The 17,254-nt window shown below is 57.9% G+C and carries 17 protein-coding genes; 7 read left to right on the forward strand and 10 right to left on the reverse strand.

Annotated elements, in window-relative coordinates:
• Positions 1–47: 47 nt before the first annotated feature.
• Both ACR0EL_RS11615 and ACR0EL_RS11620 read right to left on the reverse strand, forming a co-directional pair.
• Entirely contained in the window at positions 48–668 is a 621-nt protein-coding gene (locus ACR0EL_RS11615) for a nicotinate-nucleotide adenylyltransferase (protein WP_480500041.1), read from the reverse strand.
• A gap of 32 nt (positions 669–700) precedes the next feature.
• On the reverse strand, positions 701–1,171 hold the full coding sequence (locus tag ACR0EL_RS11620; RefSeq protein WP_480500042.1) for an MOSC domain-containing protein: 471 nt from the start codon (positions 1,169–1,171) through the stop codon (positions 701–703).
• A 137-nt stretch (positions 1,172–1,308) separates the two neighbouring features.
• Between ACR0EL_RS11620 and ettA the strand changes: the two genes are divergently transcribed.
• Positions 1,309–2,976 (forward strand): energy-dependent translational throttle protein EttA, encoded by a 1,668-nt coding sequence (ettA, locus tag ACR0EL_RS11625; protein ID WP_480500043.1) that lies wholly within the window; start codon positions 1,309–1,311, stop codon positions 2,974–2,976.
• 103 nt (positions 2,977–3,079) lie between these two features.
• Here the strand turns inward: ettA and ACR0EL_RS11630 are convergent, their stop codons facing one another.
• Positions 3,080–4,003: a hypothetical protein gene (locus ACR0EL_RS11630; protein ID WP_480500044.1), complete on the reverse strand. Its 924-nt coding sequence runs from the start codon at positions 4,001–4,003 to the stop codon at positions 3,080–3,082.
• A 325-nt stretch (positions 4,004–4,328) separates the two neighbouring features.
• On the opposite strand from ACR0EL_RS11630, the gene ACR0EL_RS11635 reads away from it, so the two are divergent.
• Positions 4,329–4,535 (forward strand): cold-shock protein, encoded by a 207-nt coding sequence (locus tag ACR0EL_RS11635; RefSeq protein ID WP_170350547.1) that lies wholly within the window; start codon positions 4,329–4,331, stop codon positions 4,533–4,535.
• Between the two features lie 165 nt (positions 4,536–4,700).
• Positions 4,701–5,255 carry a L,D-transpeptidase gene (locus ACR0EL_RS11640; RefSeq protein WP_480500046.1) on the forward strand — a complete coding sequence of 185 codons (555 nt, stop codon included), beginning with the start codon at positions 4,701–4,703 and terminating at the stop codon, positions 5,253–5,255.
• Between the two features lie 5 nt (positions 5,256–5,260).
• On the opposite strand, the gene ACR0EL_RS11645 is transcribed toward ACR0EL_RS11640, so the two are convergent.
• Both ACR0EL_RS11645 and ACR0EL_RS11650 read right to left on the reverse strand, forming a co-directional pair.
• Positions 5,261–5,875, reverse strand: a complete 615-nt coding sequence (locus tag ACR0EL_RS11645; RefSeq protein ID WP_480500048.1) for an SOS response-associated peptidase — start codon at positions 5,873–5,875, stop codon at positions 5,261–5,263.
• 8 nt (positions 5,876–5,883) lie between these two features.
• The gene (locus ACR0EL_RS11650; protein WP_480500150.1) at positions 5,884–6,519 is read right to left on the reverse strand and encodes an arylesterase; all 636 of its coding nucleotides are present in this window, start codon (positions 6,517–6,519) and stop codon (positions 5,884–5,886) included.
• Positions 6,520–6,569: 50 nt separating this feature from the next.
• Between ACR0EL_RS11650 and ACR0EL_RS11655 the strand changes: the two genes are divergently transcribed.
• Positions 6,570–7,265, forward strand: a complete 696-nt coding sequence (locus ACR0EL_RS11655; protein WP_480500049.1) for an ABC transporter ATP-binding protein — start codon at positions 6,570–6,572, stop codon at positions 7,263–7,265.
• Complete coding sequence (locus ACR0EL_RS11660) at positions 7,262–9,790, forward strand: ABC transporter permease (RefSeq protein ID WP_480500050.1); 2,529 nt, start codon at positions 7,262–7,264, stop codon at positions 9,788–9,790. Before ACR0EL_RS11655 ends, ACR0EL_RS11660 begins: the two co-directional genes overlap by 4 nt.
• Before the next feature lie 2 nt (positions 9,791–9,792).
• Here the strand turns inward: ACR0EL_RS11660 and ACR0EL_RS11665 are convergent, their stop codons facing one another.
• Positions 9,793–10,239 (reverse strand): RrF2 family transcriptional regulator, encoded by a 447-nt coding sequence (locus ACR0EL_RS11665; protein ID WP_170535953.1) that lies wholly within the window; start codon positions 10,237–10,239, stop codon positions 9,793–9,795.
• Between the two features lie 92 nt (positions 10,240–10,331).
• On the opposite strand from ACR0EL_RS11665, the gene ACR0EL_RS11670 reads away from it, so the two are divergent.
• Positions 10,332–10,943 (forward strand): gamma-glutamylcyclotransferase family protein, encoded by a 612-nt coding sequence (locus tag ACR0EL_RS11670; protein ID WP_480500051.1) that lies wholly within the window; start codon positions 10,332–10,334, stop codon positions 10,941–10,943.
• Positions 10,944–10,964: 21 nt separating this feature from the next.
• On the opposite strand, the gene gltX is transcribed toward ACR0EL_RS11670, so the two are convergent.
• Positions 10,965–12,290: a glutamate--tRNA ligase gene (gltX, locus tag ACR0EL_RS11675; protein ID WP_480500052.1), complete on the reverse strand. Its 1,326-nt coding sequence runs from the start codon at positions 12,288–12,290 to the stop codon at positions 10,965–10,967.
• A gap of 216 nt (positions 12,291–12,506) precedes the next feature.
• Between gltX and ACR0EL_RS11680 the strand changes: the two genes are divergently transcribed.
• Complete coding sequence (locus tag ACR0EL_RS11680) at positions 12,507–13,439, forward strand: MBL fold metallo-hydrolase (RefSeq protein WP_480500053.1); 933 nt, start codon at positions 12,507–12,509, stop codon at positions 13,437–13,439.
• A 4-nt stretch (positions 13,440–13,443) separates the two neighbouring features.
• On the opposite strand, the gene ACR0EL_RS11685 is transcribed toward ACR0EL_RS11680, so the two are convergent.
• The 3 genes from ACR0EL_RS11685 to ACR0EL_RS11695 all read right to left on the reverse strand — a co-directional run bounded on the left by ACR0EL_RS11685 (position 13,444) and on the right by ACR0EL_RS11695 (position 17,102).
• Entirely contained in the window at positions 13,444–14,775 is a 1,332-nt protein-coding gene (locus ACR0EL_RS11685; protein WP_480500054.1) for an NAD(P)/FAD-dependent oxidoreductase, read from the reverse strand.
• Positions 14,776–14,919: 144 nt separating this feature from the next.
• Positions 14,920–15,180: a hypothetical protein gene (locus ACR0EL_RS11690; RefSeq protein ID WP_170535943.1), complete on the reverse strand. Its 261-nt coding sequence runs from the start codon at positions 15,178–15,180 to the stop codon at positions 14,920–14,922.
• A 263-nt stretch (positions 15,181–15,443) separates the two neighbouring features.
• Complete coding sequence (locus ACR0EL_RS11695) at positions 15,444–17,102, reverse strand: NAD+ synthase (protein ID WP_480500055.1); 1,659 nt, start codon at positions 17,100–17,102, stop codon at positions 15,444–15,446.
• Between the last annotated feature and the right edge of the window lie 152 nt (positions 17,103–17,254).

A 17,254-nucleotide genomic window follows, 5' to 3' on the forward strand; every position in this document is an offset into this window, starting at 1 on the left:
AGATGAAAATCAGACAACCATTGCATGAGAATATGCAGATAGTGTGGCTATTCCGGCAACACCTGAACGCTCCAGTCCCCGCGCTTGCGGATCTGGGTTGAGCTGACATTGACCATCGGCACATTCACGAAACACCAAGCCGGAGCTTGTGCTCGCCCCAACAGATGCCGCGCCTGCCCGTCAATCCGATACTTGGCATAGAGCCGCGCCGCAGGCGACATCCGGGCCGAGATCCGATCGCCCGGCCGCGCCACAACACCAACCGGCACGCTGTCCATGATCCGCCGCCAATCCTTCCAGTGATGAAATTGCGCAAGATTGTCAGCCCCCATCAGCCAGACGAATTTGACTTGCGGATAGAGCCGCTGCAACGCCATCAAAGTATCCGCTGTCGCCCGCGTCCCGGTCAACGCCTCGATATCCGTGATCTCAACATCAGGGTGCTGCATCACCGCCTTCGCGGCCTCCAGCCGTTGCGGCAGCGGCGCAGGCCCGCGCTGTTTCAGAGGGTTCCCCGGAGAGACCAGCCACCACACCCGATCCAGCCCAAAGGCCTTCATCGCCTCTCGCGTCACATGCACATGGCCTATGTGTGGAGGATCAAAGGACCCGCCGAACAACCCGATGACCTGCCCAGGCCGCGCATATGGAATGGCATAACGCTCCATCCTTCGCTGATGTTCAGAAGTAAGGGATGTTGTCAATCAACTGGTTGCACCGTATCGCCCAGCCCGATCCGTCCGGGCCGGAGGACTTCGGCACACCAGCCCCCATGCCCGCGCACGGCAGAATAGCCCCCCTTGCCCAGTGCCTCTTCCATTCGGCTGCAGGGCGCACAGATCACGGTAAAACGCAAAATCGCCTCCCCCACCTGCACTTCGCGCCCCTTAAACGCCGCCAGATTTGTGCCTGATACCACCAAACTACGCCGAAGAATTTCAGGCGCAATCGACCCCTGACCCAGATAAGAACCAATCGCCGCCAGGTGCTCGTGTTGGATCAACGTCACCGCCCGCTTGCCTGCACGGCTGCGATCGCCTTCGAGGCCGTCGGCGGAAACAACAGCCGTATCGGGTACAACCATCCCGGCCCGCCGCTCGGGCCGCAGACCAATCCACTCTAGACGACCCGGTTGCGCCCAACCCGCAATCAAATCTGCCAGTTCAGACATTCCAGCCCCTCCTGCCGCTAAACTCATCTAGCGCAATCGGACACTGGACGAAATTCACAAAACCACCAGCTTGCCCCGCTCGCCCGCCTCAGATATCCAGCGTTTCAACCCAATTTCACCGACCCAGAGGAAGCGACATGGCCGCCTATCAATATGTCTACCACATGCAGGGTGTCTCCAAGACCTATCCCGGTGGCAAGAAGTGCTTTGAAAACATCCACCTGAGCTTTCTGCCCGGCGTGAAAATCGGTGTTGTCGGCGTCAACGGAGCGGGTAAATCGACGCTGATGAAGATCATGGCCGGCCTCGACACCGATTTCACCGGCGAGGCATGGGCGGCGGAAGGCGCCAAGGTCGGCTATCTGCCGCAGGAACCGCAACTCGATGAAAGCCTGACCGTCCGCGAAAACGTCATGCTGGGCGTGGCCGCCAAAAAGGCCAAGGTCGACCGGTTCAACGAAATCGCCATCGAGATGGCGGAGAACTATTCCGACGAACTGATGGAAGAAATGACCACCCTGCAGGACTCCATCGACTCCGAAAACCTTTGGGACCTCGACAGCCAGATCGACGTCTCGATGGAGGCGCTGCGCTGCCCGCCCGACGACGCCAACATCGCCAACCTCTCGGGCGGTGAGAAACGCCGCGTGGCGCTCTGCAAGCTGCTGCTCGAAGCGCCCGACATGCTGCTCTTGGACGAACCGACCAACCACCTCGACGCCGAGACCATCGCCTGGCTGCAACAGCACCTGATCGACTATAAGGGCACCATCCTGATCGTCACCCATGACCGCTATTTTCTGGATGACATCACCGGCTGGATCCTCGAACTCGACCGCGGCCGCGGCATTCCCTACGAGGGCAACTATTCCGCATGGCTGGAACAAAAAGCCAAGCGGCTGGAACAGGAAGCCCGCGAGGACAAGTCCAAGCAGAAGACCCTGCAACGCGAGCTGGAGTGGATGCGTCAGGGTCAGAAGGCCCGTCAGGCCAAATCCAAGGCCCGGATCAACGCCTATAACGAGCTGGCCGACCAGTCCGAGCGCGAAAAACTGACCCGCGCCCAGATCGTCATCCCCAACGGCCAGCGCCTTGGCGGCAAGGTGATCGAGGTCGAGGGCCTGTCGAAACACATGGGCGACAAGCAACTGATCGAAGGGTTGGACTTCGCCCTGCCCCCCGGCGGCATCGTCGGCGTCATCGGCCCCAACGGCGCCGGTAAATCGACCCTGTTCAAGATGCTCACCGGTCAGGAACAGCCCGACAGCGGCACCATCACGCTGGGCGACACGGTCGAGCTGTCTTATGTCGACCAGTCCCGCGACGACCTGAAAGACAACGACACCGTGTGGGAGGCGATCACCGGCGGCGCCGAGATCATCCAACTGGGCGACGCGCAGGTCAATTCCCGCGCCTATTGCTCGTCCTTCAACTTCAAGGGCGGCGACCAGCAGAAAAAGGTCTCCTTGCTCTCCGGCGGTGAGCGCAACCGCGTCCACATGGCCCGCCTACTAAAAGAGGGCGGCAACGTCCTGCTGCTCGACGAACCCACCAACGATCTAGACGTCGAAACCCTGCGCGCACTGGAAGACGCCCTGGTCGATTTCGCCGGCTGCGCCGTCGTCATCTCACACGACCGCTTCTTCCTCGACCGGATTTGCACGCATATTCTGGCGTTTGAGGGCGACGCTCATGTGGAGTGGTTCGAAGGTAACTTCGAGGACTACGAAGAAGACAAGAAGCGCCGCTTGGGACCGGATGCGCTGGAGCCCAAGCGGCTGAAGCATAAGAAGTTTGCGCGGTAAGAAATCACAGCAAACTCAGGCAATTGCTCGGAGGGCGAACACGCCCTCCAAATATGTACTAAGACAACAGCTACTTGGCTTTGTCGCAATCAACGTTCCCCATTTATTTCTTCTGGAACGGAACGCGGTTCTTTAACAGAAACTGCATATACTCAGCATCTGCGGCTTCAAGCTTTTCAAGGTCTTGTGCCGACCTTTCTAAAAATGGTCCTGGATCTGTGTCCAAACGTGCTTTTAGACGCCAGATCGCACCCAGAATTTCATTGTAGGCATTCATATCGTTCTCAAACTGTGGGCGAACTTCGCGCAAAAACTTGAGATATGCTGTTGGTAAACTTACATTTTCACTATCAGTTTCAGTGCTGGCCACAATCGCGGAAAGCCCGGTCACTGAAAGAAACGCTTCAACAACCCCGCCATGCTGAAGAGCATACTCATAAGAAATAAAGTGGAACTTGGCATCGGGAAAGTGTCGTTGCCAAGGTTCGACTAATGACTGAGTCGAGAGATAGTCAGATTGTCGTCTGAGAAAGCTTGAGAAATTCTGGATCTGCCGATCCAGCTCACCACGCATTACCTTTTCCCGATAAAATGACTCGATCCACTTGCTTGGCTGACGTACAAACATAACGATCTCGACTTTGAAATCGCCAGCAAGCTTAACCAGTTCATCCCAATCATCATTTTGGGAAAGCGCCGCCTCTTCAAAGTACTCGCACGACAGAATAATGCTATCTTCAGTAGAACTAATTTCATCAATCAGTGTTGCCGGCAAACGTCCGGTTTCGATGAACTTCTTCGCTGCAACATGATGCGCGAAAGGCCATTCTTCCAGACGTCCGCGAACCGGATATAGAAAGCCCTTTTCAGATAGCTGCTCGCCATGCGCTGCAAGCCATTTCTGCAACGCAGAACTTCCGGTTTTGTAGCGTCCGATATGAAGTATAAAGCGTCTCTGCTTAGGTGATCCAAAGCGTTTTTCAATATATTTCAGAGGGTTACTTCGCGTCCAACTCTTCTTCATCATTCGCCGCTCATCTAGATATTAATATATCACTAGTGCAAGTCTTCATCGAATATTCTACTGAAAGAGGAGCTGCAACAAGATAGCTTACAACAGCAGTTTTTGAACTAACTGACCAGAGTGTGAAGCCACTTTCGGTCTATTCTTGGTTCAGCAACCGCAATCAACTCCACCCTTGCCACAGGCCCAGCCCGATGCCATATGCAAAGAGCTAACGTTTTTCTATTTCGACCCACTGTCTCCGATTCCGGCGCTCAGTCTATCGATACAGACAACGACGCCGGGCTGCCGCATCCCCGTGGGCAGCACCAAACAGGAGACAACGGATATGCCCGCAGGCACCGTAAAATGGTTCAACACCACCAAAGGCTACGGCTTTATCGCACCTGAAGATGGCGGCAAAGACATCTTCGTCCACATCTCGGCTGTCGAGCGTTCGGGCCTCACCGGTCTGGCCGACAACCAGAAAGTCACGTACGAGCTGCGCTCGGGTCGTGACGGCCGCGAAAGCGCCGACGATATCCAGCTGGCCTAAGCCAAGCGCAGGGTGAGGGGAAATCCTCACCCTATTTCCGTTCCGCGCATCGGTATGCAGCCGGAACAGATCATATTTTCGCGATATCTGCCCTAGAATTGACCAGATTTGCTATCATTCTGACAGCATAGTCATGATTGCATTGGTCAATTGAAGGGGTCACCCATGTTCACACGCCGCGTGTTTCTTGCCGGAACGGCTGTCAGCCTGATGCCTGGCATTGCTAGCGCCAAGAAGGCGGTGGAGTATGATCCAACGCCGCAATATGTGCGGATCAAAAAGCAATTCCTGCCTGGTCAATTGCTGGTCGTGCCGCGCTCCTTCTACCTCTATTTCGTGACCGAACCCCGAAAGGCGATCCGCTATGGCTGCGGTGTCGGTAAAGCGGGGCTGGAGTTTACTGGAACCGCGACCATCGACGTCAAGAAGGAATGGCCCACGTGGCGACCGACGAATGAGATGATCGAGCGCGACCCTGTCGCCTATGCCCGTTTCAAGGACAATGACTATGTGCAACCGGGCGGAGGCGACAACCCGCTGGGTGCCCGCGCGCTCTATTTGTTCCAAAACGGCGTCGATACCTATTTCCGCATTCATGGCACAACGCAGCCGCAGACCATCGGGCGTGCGGCCTCGAACGGGTGCATCCGGATGCTGAACGAACACGTGGTCGATCTATACAACCGTGTTCCGATTGGAACGGTGGTGACAGTGGTCTGATTGCCCTACGGTGCGGTCCAATCTACGTCTGTTGCTTCTTCAATCTGTAACAACCCGTCTGGCCATGGGCGTGTCAGCTCTTTGGCCTGCTTCTCGGAGCCAGTCAGCCAAGTGTTGATATCTACAGGTTTCAGCAGAACGCCCATGCGGTGGTGGATCGGTTTCACATCACCATTCGGCTCACAGGTCACCGTCGCAAACTGATCGACCTGTAACCCGCCTGGGGCCTGCCATGTATCTGTGATTGCCGCAAAGAACAGCGGGGCTTCGTCGGCGGAGCAGATACGCCATGCAGTCTTGCGGCGCTTCTCACCTGTCCATTCGTACCACCCGTCGACGGGGACAACGGCGCGACCAACGCCTTCAAATGCGGTTTTGTCGAACACGGTCTCAGAGCGGGCGTTGATGATCGTTTCCATCACCGGGCGACCACGGGCGTTGACCCGGCCAACCGGGATCATGCCCCAGCGCATCGGTACAAGGCCCGATTGGGTCAACGCCAACATCTCTTGCCCGGGTTGGATATTGCGGCGGGCAGTTTGCGCCGGGACGTTGCCCGAAACGCCAAGCGCATCAGCAATGTCAGAGATTGGTCGCGTCAGAAAGAACCGCCCCGGCATATGCCCCCTTAGTCTGCAGTCGTGTTAACCAATTCCAAAACCTTGGGTCCCAAAGCCTCGACAATAAGGGCAACGCCCTTGGCGTTGGGGTGAATTCCATCGGATTGCATGAATTCTCCAACAGCATTGGGATCACCATCCGCTACCAAACCTTCGAAGAAGCTGGTCGCATAAAGCGTATCGTATTCCTGCGCCAACTCGGGGTACATATCATCGAAGCTTTGCTTGTATGCAGGCCCGTAGTTGCCCGGGGCTTGCATGCCCACTAACAGGACCTCAACATCCCCTGCCTGCGCGACCATCAGAATTTTCTCCAGGTTGGTGCGCGACACATCCGGGTCGATCCCGCGCAGCAAGTCATTACCGCCCAGCGCCACGATCATACCGCCCACCTCGGGTGTCAGGGTCCACTCGACCCGTGCCGCACCCCCGGCCGTCGTATCGCCAGAGACACCTGCGTTGATCACGCGAACGTCTGCTCCCTCAGCCGCAAGCCAACGTTCCAGCTGCGGGACAAACCCATCCTCTTCGATCAACCCATAGCCTTGTGTCAGCGAGTCCCCCAATGCTGCGATGACAACAGGTTCTGCTGTGGCCGCAAAACCGCAACAGGTACACAGGCCCGTCAGCAGGCCCTTGCGCATTCTGGTAAGTGCTCCATATCCCAAGATGTTGCTCCTATATGGAAAGTCTTATGGCACAGCCCGTTCTCTCTCTCCAAAATGCTGCTTTGTCATTGGAAGGCAATGCCGGCCGGGTGGATATTCTGCACGGCATTACGCTGTCGGTAAACCAGGGTGAGACGCTAGGGCTGGTCGGGCCATCAGGGTCGGGCAAGTCCTCACTGTTGATGTTGATGGGTGGTTTGGAACAAGCGACCGGTGGTTCGGTCAAGGCCTTGGGTCAGGACCTGACCGGGATGGATGAGGATCATCTGGCGCGGTTTCGGCGGGATACGATGGGAGTGGTGTTTCAGAATTTCCACCTGATCCCGACGATGACTGCATTGGAAAACGTGGCTACGCCTTTGGAATTGGCCGGTCACAAGGATGCCTTTGCAAGTGCCGAGGCCGAACTTGCCTCGGTCGGTCTGTCGCACAGGCGCGATCACTATCCGGCGCAACTGTCCGGGGGTGAGCAGCAACGCGTGGCGCTCGCCCGCGCCTCGGCACCGCGTCCTCAGATCCTGCTGGCGGATGAACCCACGGGAAATCTGGATGAGGCAAATGGCGCGGCTGTTGTAGACCTGTTGTTTGGCTTGCGTGACAAACATAATGCGACACTGGTTCTGGTGACCCATAGCCACACACTAGCCGACCGCTGTGACCGGGTGGTTCGGTTGCGCGATGGGCGCATTGCCGAGGATGCACAAAAAGAGGCGGCAGAATGAGCCTGCGACTGGCCGGACGGCTGGCGCGACGTGAACTGCGCGGTGGCCTGCGCGGGTTTCGCATATTTCTTGCCTGTCTGGCGCTTGGCGTCGCCGCAATCGCTGCGGTTGGTTCGGTTCGATATGCAATTCAAACCGGGCTGACGCAGGAAGGTGCAGCCTTGCTCGGGGGTGATGCCGAGCTGGAGTTCACCTATCGATTCGCCACCCCTGAAGAACGCGCCTGGATGGAAGAGGAAGCCGAGGCGGTGTCGGAGGTCGTGGATTTCCGGTCACTTGCTGTTGTTCAACAAGAAACAGGCCCCGAACGTGCACTGACGCAGGTAAAGGCCGTTGACGCCAGCTATCCTCTGCTGGGCGAGGTTGGACTGAACCCAGACATGCTGTTGTCCGATGCTCTGGGCGGTGACATCAATCTGCCGGGCGCCGTGATGGAACAGGTCCTGATGGATCGGCTGGGGCTTTCGCTCGGGGATACCTTTGCCTTGGGCATGCAGGAATTCGTCCTGATGGCCGCACTGACTGCCGAACCTGATGGCGCCGCTGGAGGCTTTGGCCTTGGTCCCAGAATGCTGGTCCGAACCGAAGACCTAAGCGCCTCGGGCCTGTTGGAACCGGGCACTCTGTTCTCGACCAAATACCGGCTGGATCTGCCGGATGCGACCGCGCTGGAGGAGATCTCGGCCGAGGCTGCAGAAACGTTTGATGGCACGGGAATGCGCTGGACGGATGCGCGTAACGGCGCGCCGGGCATCGCTGAGTTTGTGGGTCGGCTCAGCGCCTTTCTGGTCCTGGTCGGCCTGTCCGGGCTGGCTGTGGGCGGCATCGGTGTTTCCGCCGCTGTCCGGGCGTATCTGTCACAGAAAACGGAAACCATCGCTACGCTGCGCACATTGGGGGCAGATCGGGCAACCGTGTTTCAGACCTATATGATTCAGATCGGGCTGCTGTCTGGGGTTGGTATCGCAATAGGTGTTGTCCTCGGCGGGCTTGCTCCTGTTATCTTGGCTCCGGTCATTGAAAGCCAGCTGCCCGTGCCTGCTGTGTTTTCGATCTACCCCCAACCCCTGGCCGAAGCCGCGCTCTACGGGCTACTCACGGCGTTCCTGTTTACCCTCTGGCCGCTCGCCCGGACTGAGGAGGTCCGCGCCGCCACCCTGTTCCGCGACGCCTTGACCTCGGCCCGACAGATTCCCCGGCTGTCCTATGTGATGGCGACAGGACTGGGGCTGGCAATCCTGATCGCAGCCGCTGCCTGGTTCAGCGGCTCAACCGAGCTTACGCTTTGGACAAGCGGCGGATTGGTCGGGGCGCTGGTCCTTCTGTCCGTGGCCGCCATCGCCATTCGCTGGCTGGCGCGAAGGGGCGTTCCATGGTCGCGTGGTCGCCCTTCATTGCGGTGGGCCCTAGCCGCCATCTCTGACCCCCGCGAAGGGGCCGGTTCAGTGGTCTTGTCTCTTGGCCTGGGCCTCTCGGTCCTTGCGGCAGTTGGCCAGATCGACGGCACATTGCGCAATGCCATTTCTGGCAACCTGCCCGAGGTCGCGCCCTCCTACTTCTTTGTGGACATCCAGAAAGACCAAATGCCCGGTTTCACTGAACGGTTGGAAACTGACCCCGCTGTCAGCCGTCTGGAAAGCGCGCCCATGTTGCGCGGGATCATTACCAAGATCAACGATCAACCCGCGCGCGAGGTCGCGGGGAATCACTGGGTTTTGGAAGGCGACCGAGGCGTCACCTACTCTGTCCTCCCCCCAGAAAACGCACGAATCACAGCGGGGGAATGGTGGCCGGAAGACTATACAGGCGGCCCTCAGATCAGTTTTGCCGCTGAAGAGGCCGAGGAAATGGGTTTGAACATCGGCGACAATCTGACCGTGAACATTCTGGGCCGGGATATCACCGCTACCGTCACATCCCTGCGGGAGGTGGATTTTTCGACGGCAGGCATGGGCTTTATCATGTCTATGAACCCTTCGGCCCTTGCCGGTGCACCGCATAGTTTCATCGCAACCGTCTATGCCGAAGAACAGGCCGAAGCCGCCATTCTGCGCGATCTGGCAGGCCAGTTCCCCAACATTACTGCAGTGCGTGTGCGGGACGCCATTGACCGGGTCTCGGGCCTGTTGGCAGGGCTTGCCTCGGCAACATCTTATGGCGCGGGCGTTTCGCTGCTCACCGGTTTCCTTGTTCTGATCGGTGCTGCGGCAGCGGGCGAACCGGCCCGCCGGTATGAGGCGGCTATCCTCAAAACAATCGGTGCTGATCGCCGTCGTATTTTGTTGAGCTTCACGCTGCGCGCCATGCTGCTGGGGGCTGCTGCGGGCTGTATTGCCTTGCTGGTCGGCATTCTGGGCGGCTGGGCCGTTGCCACCTATATCTTCGACACGGGGTTCCAGGTGATCTGGCCCTCGGCATTGGGCATCGTGATCACAGGGGTCGTTGTCACGCTTGGCGCAGGGCTGATCTTCTCATTGCGGCCCCTATCTGTCAGACCGGCCCGCATATTGCGCGCCAGCGACTGATCCTAGCGCGCGCAGGCCACTGGCTGCAGGATTTTCAGCAACGGATCATTGTCACAGACCAGCGCGTCCAGTGTGACATCATCAAGCGATGCATAGAAAACCTCGGCCGCATCCCGCAACGCCACACGCAGGCGGCAGGCATCGGTCAGCGGGCAAGTGTTGTCGGCATCCGCGAAACACTCGGCAATTGGCAGCGATCCCTCCACATGCCGAAACACAGCGCCGATCCGGATTTGATCTGCGGGGCGCGCAAGCGACATGCCCCCGTTTCGGCCTCGCTGCGTGCTCAGATAGTTCAACTGGCCAAGTTGATTGATCACCTGCGCCAAGTGGTTTTCCGAGATGTTGCACACCTCGGCGATCTCGGATTTCGTCACCAGCCGATCCGGATGCGCCGCACAATACATCAGCAGGCGCACAGCAATATTCGTTCGTTTGGTAATCCGCATAGGGGCCTCCCTCACTCAAATATGCAGCCTTATTGCATGTCGGGCGAAAAAGCGGTTTGACATACATCAATTGACCGAAAGGCCCCAAGCAGATGGCAGACCCCTATTTCTTTGGCTATGGCAGCCTTGTGAACCTGGCCACTCATGACTTTCCAGATCCACGCCCGGCAAAGCTCAAAGGGTGGCGACGGGCTTGGAAGCACACAGATTTGCGGTCTGTTGCCTTCCTGACTGCCGTGCCCGATCCAGACTCCGAGATCGAAGGCATGATCGCGCATGTTCCCAAGAACGACTGGGCCGCGCTGGATGATCGGGAATGGGCCTATGATCGCATCCCGACAACGCAGTCGGTCTCCCATCCGCTGACCCACGACGTCGAAATCGCCGTCTATGCGGTGCCAGAGGAGCGTCATAATCAGCCCTCGGATCACCACCCCTTGCTGCTCAGCTATATCGATGTGGTTATACAGGGATATCTGCGCACATTCGGGCCAGACGGGGCCGATCGTTTCTTTGACACGACCGATGGCTGGGACGCACCTGTGCTGAATGACCGGGCTGAGCCGAGATATCCACGCCACCAACCGCTCAAATCAGATGAGACCGCATTTGTGGATGACCGCCTGCAGCGCGCATCGGTAACGATCCTTCAGCCGCAGCACCAAAAAGGGGCAGACGCTCTGCCAGCCTCTTTCAAATTCTAGTTTGCTTTCAGTTCAGCGCATTCAGCCCCGCGCGCGGATCACCTGAAGTAGCGGCAACAAAGCCGCCATTTCCGGCCCCCGCTCCATCCCTGTCAGTGCCTTGCGCAGCGGCATGAACAGGCCTTTGCCCTTGCGGCCCGTGGCCTCTTTCACCGCTTTGGTCCAGGTGCCCCATGTTTCAGCGTCGAACGGCCCGTCGGGTAGCAGCGCAATCGCCTCGGCGATGAAGTCGCGATCCTCATCCGCGATCAGCGGCTCTGCCCCATCGCGGCACAATTCCCACCAGCCTTTTAGATCGGTCAGAGTGGTGATGTTCTCACGAGCCATCGCCCAGAACGGTTCAGCCAGCTCAGCAGGAACGCCCGCATCCGCCACAGCCCGGGCCACATCCCCCAACGAAAGCGTTTGCAGGTGCTTGGCAGTCAGCGGGAACAGGTCCTGCACGTCAAACTTGGTCGGGGCCGCGCCAAACCGGTTCACATCGAAGCCTTCGATCAGTTCGGCCATGTCAGAGCGCAGTTCAACCGGATCGGACGAGCCTAGACGCGCCATCAGGCTCAGCAGGGCCATCGGCTGTACGCCTTGCTCACGCAGATCACGCAGGGCCAGCGTGCCAAGACGTTTAGAAAGTGCCTCACCCTGCGGGCCAGTCAACAGCGAATGGTGCGCAAAGCGCGGGCATTGACCGCCCAGCGCCTGGATGATCTGAATCTGCGTCGCAGTGTTAGTGACGTGGTCCGAGCCACGTACCACATCGGTCACGCCCATCTCGGTATCGTCCACAACAGACGCAATCGTGTAGAGAACCTGACCATCGCCGCGGATCAGCACCGGATCAGACACCGAGGCCGCATCGATCGAAATGTCGCCCAGAATACCGTCATTCCATTCAATCCGCTCATGATCCAGCTTGAACCGCCAGACACCATTGCCACGCTCAGCTCGAAGCGCTTTTTTTTCGGCATCCGAAAGGTTCAAAGCGGCGCGGTCATAGACCGGCGGCTTACCCATGTTCAGCTGCTTCTTGCGCTTGAGGTCCAGCTCGGTCGGCGTCTCAAAAGCCTCATAGAACCGGCCCATCTCGCGCAGCTTGTCGGCGGCTTCGGCGTAGCGGTCCAGCCGGTCCGACTGACGCTCGACCTTATCCCAATGAAGGCCCAGCCACTCCATATCCTGCTTGATCGCATCGACATACTCTTCTTTCGAACGCTCTGGGTCGGTGTCGTCGATGCGCAGGATGAACGTGCCGCCTGCTTTGCGGGCGATCAGGTAGTTCATCAGAGCGGTGCGCAGGTTTCCCACATGGATGTAACCGGTGGGCGACGGGGCGAAACGGGTGGTTGTCATGGGTGTCTCCTGTTGGCGCGGCTCTTGTCACAAAGGCGCGTTTTTGTCCAGCAGGCGTTTCGGATTGCCCAAGTTCCGCAGGCATTCCAGATCGCAAGATGAACAAATATTAACACGCATTGTTCATCCACGCAGACTAAGTACCGGTTTATAAAGTGGCACGCGATCCGAAGCGAACTACCTTTTTGGCTGGCGTTCTGACAGGGAGACTAAGAAATGGCCATCAATTTGACACGCAGAGCGGCCCTTGGCGCCGCCGCAGCCCTTCCATTTGCATCCGCAGCGACCCCGCTCTTGGCAGCCGGAACTGAGACTAAGGCGAACTCGACCATCGCAAGATCATTCAAGCTAGGCGACTTTACGGTCACAACCCTGCTTGATGGCAGCCTGCCACGCGACGGCGCGCAGGAGATCTTCGGAGGCGGCGCTTCGGATGAGGAATTCGCGAAAGTATCGGCCGAAAACTTCATCTCACCTGACGTGGCTCAATTCTTTTTCACGCCGACTCTGGTGAACACAGGTTCGGAACTGATCCTGTTCGACACCGGGCTTGGTCAGGGTGGCATTCAGGCCGCTTTGGCAGATGCAGGTGTCACGCCCGATCAGATTGACGTGGTCGTGCTGACCCATATGCACCCGGACCATATCGGCGGCATGACCACTGATGACGCGCCGACATTCCCCAATGCGCGCTATGTCACTGCGGCACCCGAGTATGACTTCTGGTCCGCTCAGGACGCCGGGAACCGGGTCGGCGATCTGGTTGCTGCCAAAGTCACCCCTCTGGCCGAGAAGATGACCTTTATCGAGGATGGCGGCGACGTGGCCTCGGGTGTGACGGCGATGGCGACATTTGGGCATACCCCCGGTCACATGGTTTACCACCTGGAAAGCAACGGTCAGCGTCTTATTCTGACAGCGGACCTTGCCAATCACTATGTCTGGTCCTTTGCGCACCCCGAATGGGAAGTTCGGTTCGACATGGACAAAGCTGCCGCAACGGAATCACGCCGTAAGACTTTGGGCCTGCTGGCCGCCGACAAGGTACCGATGATCGGCTATCACATGCCCTTCCCCGCCGCCGGTTTCGTGGAGACACGTGGCGACGGCTTCCGTTTTGTTCCGGTCAGCTATCAGATGATGGGCTAAGCGCTCAATAACCCGTGTCCGGCCGCACCTTTGAGCCGTCGCTGAACCGCGACAGGCGAAAAGCGGCCGGGTCCACGCAGGGCGCACACTGGGTTACCAGATCGGCCGCCAAACGCCCGGCCCCCGGTCCAATCCCAAAGCCATGCCCCGAGAACCCTGTGGCAATGACCAATCCAGGGACGTCATCGACCGTGGAAATCACCGGAATCGCATCTGGTGTGACATCAATTAACCCAGCCCAGCTTTGCACGATTTCTGCCTTGTGAAGGGCGGGGAACCCTTTTGTGGCGTTGGCCCAGGCATTGCGCAGAACCTTCTGCGATGGCTCTGGGTCCAGGACCCTGCAATGCTCGAACGGGGTAACATCAGTGGGTAGCCATTTCCGATCTTGCGCGGCTTCAACCTTCCAACGGCCAGACAGGCGAAAGCGCAACGACCTCCATTCCTGAACAAACGCTGGCAGAAACTGCAATGCCAACCGGAAACTGTCGGGCACTAGGTCATAGGTGTTTTCATGGCCCGACGCGATGGTGTATCCCCCATCCGCTCGCTTTCGGATAGCAAAATCATCTGACCAAAGCGCGGCTTCGGGACCATCTTCAACAGGCGAACTGCGCATGACGGTGTTCAGGACTTTTAGCTGCGGCAAATCGATCCCGGCATTGCCTGCAAACAGCCGCGACCACGCCCCACCTGCCAGCACCACCTGGTCGCATGCAACGCGTCCGCGTTCGGTGAAGACTCCGGTGATCTGACCCGCCTGCAGATCAAGACCGCGAACGGCACAATTGGTCATCACCGCAGCGCCTTTGTCGCGGGCACCTTCGGCAATCGCAGGGGCTGCAAGCTGTGGTTCCGCGCGTCCGTCCTGCGGCATGTATAGCGCGCATTTCAAGTCGGTTTCTTGCCCAGGAAGCAGCTCTGCCAGTTCAGGTCCTGAAACCATCCGAGCCCCGGTCTGCAGCCCGTCGACGTTGCGCATCCAGCGTTCCAGATTGTCCGCGTCCCGCGCTCCAGAAGCTCCGAACAGGATGCCTGCTTGTGTGTAGCCAGTTGGTCGCCCAATGCGCGCATCCAGATTTGGCCAAATACGCAAAGCCTCTTGCATCAACGGTATCTCGCGCGGGTCACGCATGCCAAGTCGAACCCAACCCCAATTGCGAGAGCTTTGTTCCCCAGCAATCTGCCCTTTCTCACACAGCAAAACCGAAACTCCACGTTCGGCCAGTTCCAACGCAGCGGACGCGCCAATAATGCCGCCGCCGATCACGACAACATCAACAGATTTTGGCAGCGAAAGATCAGGTTCAAATGGGGTTGGCTTGGGGCCTGGCATCAATGACTCGTTCTTACGACATACGAGCCCTCAAGATGCCAGAGAGGAATGCGCTGACAACGGAAATCAGAAGCTATCAAACCGATAGTAAAATCCTGTGGCAAAGGTGCCAGCAGGCGACATGCGTGATAGATTTGGCAGCGCTTAAGCTGCGCCGGACAGTTCAGCCCATTTCTGGCGCAACGCCCCGGACAATCCACCGTCTTTGGCAGTGTCCTTGGCGGAAATTTCTGGCTGCGACTTTAAATCAGGGAACTCCAAACGCTGCGAGGGTTCCGCCTTCTGCTCGCCGATCAGATCGGCAATTGCTGCGTCTAGCTTTACCTCATCCAGCTCCTGCGCCGGAGATTCCATCGTTCTGTACTGCCACGGCTTGTGCAGAGACTTATCGTATTCCTCGTACATGTTAACACCACACCATTAACTCAGACATCCAACCCCGGATGCACCACACAGACAAAACATTTGTCGAAAACTGCGAACTCTACAGCAATGCGTCACATCCGCCCCATATGAGGCAACTTCTAAGCATAAATGTGGCAGAAAAATGTCAATCAAACAAGCGCTGACATCGGCAGAGTCGCTTGAAACTGCTTGGATTTATCGGATCTATGGAAACGGTTATCCACATAACGATTTACTGTTTCCAAATTCAGAAACCGCGGCGCTCAACCACGATCCCGCCAGCGATTCACAATTGGGTACCGTCTGTCCAACCAGAACGCGCGACTGGTCAAACGCGTGCCAGGGGCGGATTGGAAACGCTTGTATTCGCTGACATAGACCAGATGTTCGACCTTGCGCGCATCCTGTTCATCATATCCTGCCGCAACGCAATCGGCGACAGATCCATCCTGATCCACCAGAATCTCAAGTATGCCGTCCAGCACGGGATAATCCGGCAGGCTATCGCTGTCTTTCTGATCTTCCCGCAGCTCAGCGCTTGGAGGTTTATCGATGACCGACGGGCGAATGACCTCACCTACCGGTCCCATCATCCAATCGCGATGATTGGCATTGCGCCAGCGGCAGGTTTCAAACACGCGGGTTTTGTACAGGTCCTTAATCGGGTTATAGCCGCCATTCATGTCGCCATAGATCGTGGCATAGCCTACCGCGACTTCGGATTTGTTGCCGGTGGTCAGCAGCATCTCACCAAACTTGTTCGAGATCGCCATCAGCAACACTCCGCGCAGGCGCGACTGGATGTTTTCTTCGGTCAAATCGACCGCGCGCCCTGCGAACAACGGGGCGAGCGTATCCGTCACGGCAGCGCGACTGTCCGAGATCGGAACAAAGTCATAGTGAACGCCCAGCGCTTTTGCGACCGCCTCGGCATCGTCCAGCGATGCCTGGCTGGTGTATTCCGATGGCAGCATCACACAGCGCACATTCTCGGCCCCTATCGCGTCCACAGCGATGGCCGCAACCAAAGCAGAGTCCACACCGCCCGACAGGCCCAGCAACGCCTTTTTGAAACCGGTTTTTCCCATGTAGTCGCGCAAGGATTCCACCATGGCGCGATAGTCCTGCTCCCACGCATCGGGCTGCGGCACGATCTCGGCAGGGACAATCCGCCAACCCTCATCCCCACGTTCCAGATCTACATGAGCGATCGTCTCATCAAAAACCGGCATGCGAAACGCCAGTTCTCCGCCCGGGTTCAGGCCAAACGTGGCCCCATCAAACACTTGGTCATCCTGCCCGCCGACCATGTTCAGGTAAATCAGCGGCAATCCGGTCTCGACCACACGCGCGACCATATGGTTCAGGCGCACATCGTATTTATCGCGAAAATAGGGCGATCCATTGGGGATCAGCAGAAACTCGGCCCCGGTTTCTTCGAGCGTTTCGGCAACATCAGGATGCCAGCTGTCCTCACAAATCGGGCTGCCGATACGCGAATTGCCAACCGAATACGGCCCGCCCAGAGGGCCTGAATCATACAGACGCACCTCGTCAAACACCGTTTCATTCGGCAAGTGGTGTTTCAGCACTTTGCTGGTGATCCGACCCCCTTTGAGGATCAGATAGGCATTGAACAGGCTGCCATCTTCGGCCCAAGGGCCACCGATGGCCATTGCCGGACCTTCGGCACATGTCTTGGCCAAGTCCTCAACCGCAGCCATTGCTGCACGGTGGAAGACCGGCTTCATGATCAGGTCCTGCGTGTTGTATCCGGTGATGAACATCTCGGGCAGCGCGACCAGATCCGCTCCGGCCTCGCGACCTTGTTCCCAAGCCGCAAACGCCTTGGCTGCATTGCCTTCAAGATCGCCCACAACAGGGTTGAGTTGCGCCAGTGTGATACGGAAACGGTCGGCCATGCTGCCCTCTTGCCTTCACCAGTCCTACTGCATTTAGCAGATCATTGCGCGAGTGGAAGACCAATGGCTCAAAAGCCGTTGCTCTGATCTGTGCGGTCCCCTATTTTTGCCCAAACGCATATGAAACCGATGATCGGGCAGTCAGGACAAAC

The sequence above is a fragment of the Ruegeria sp. AH12 genome (assembly GCF_056541465.1).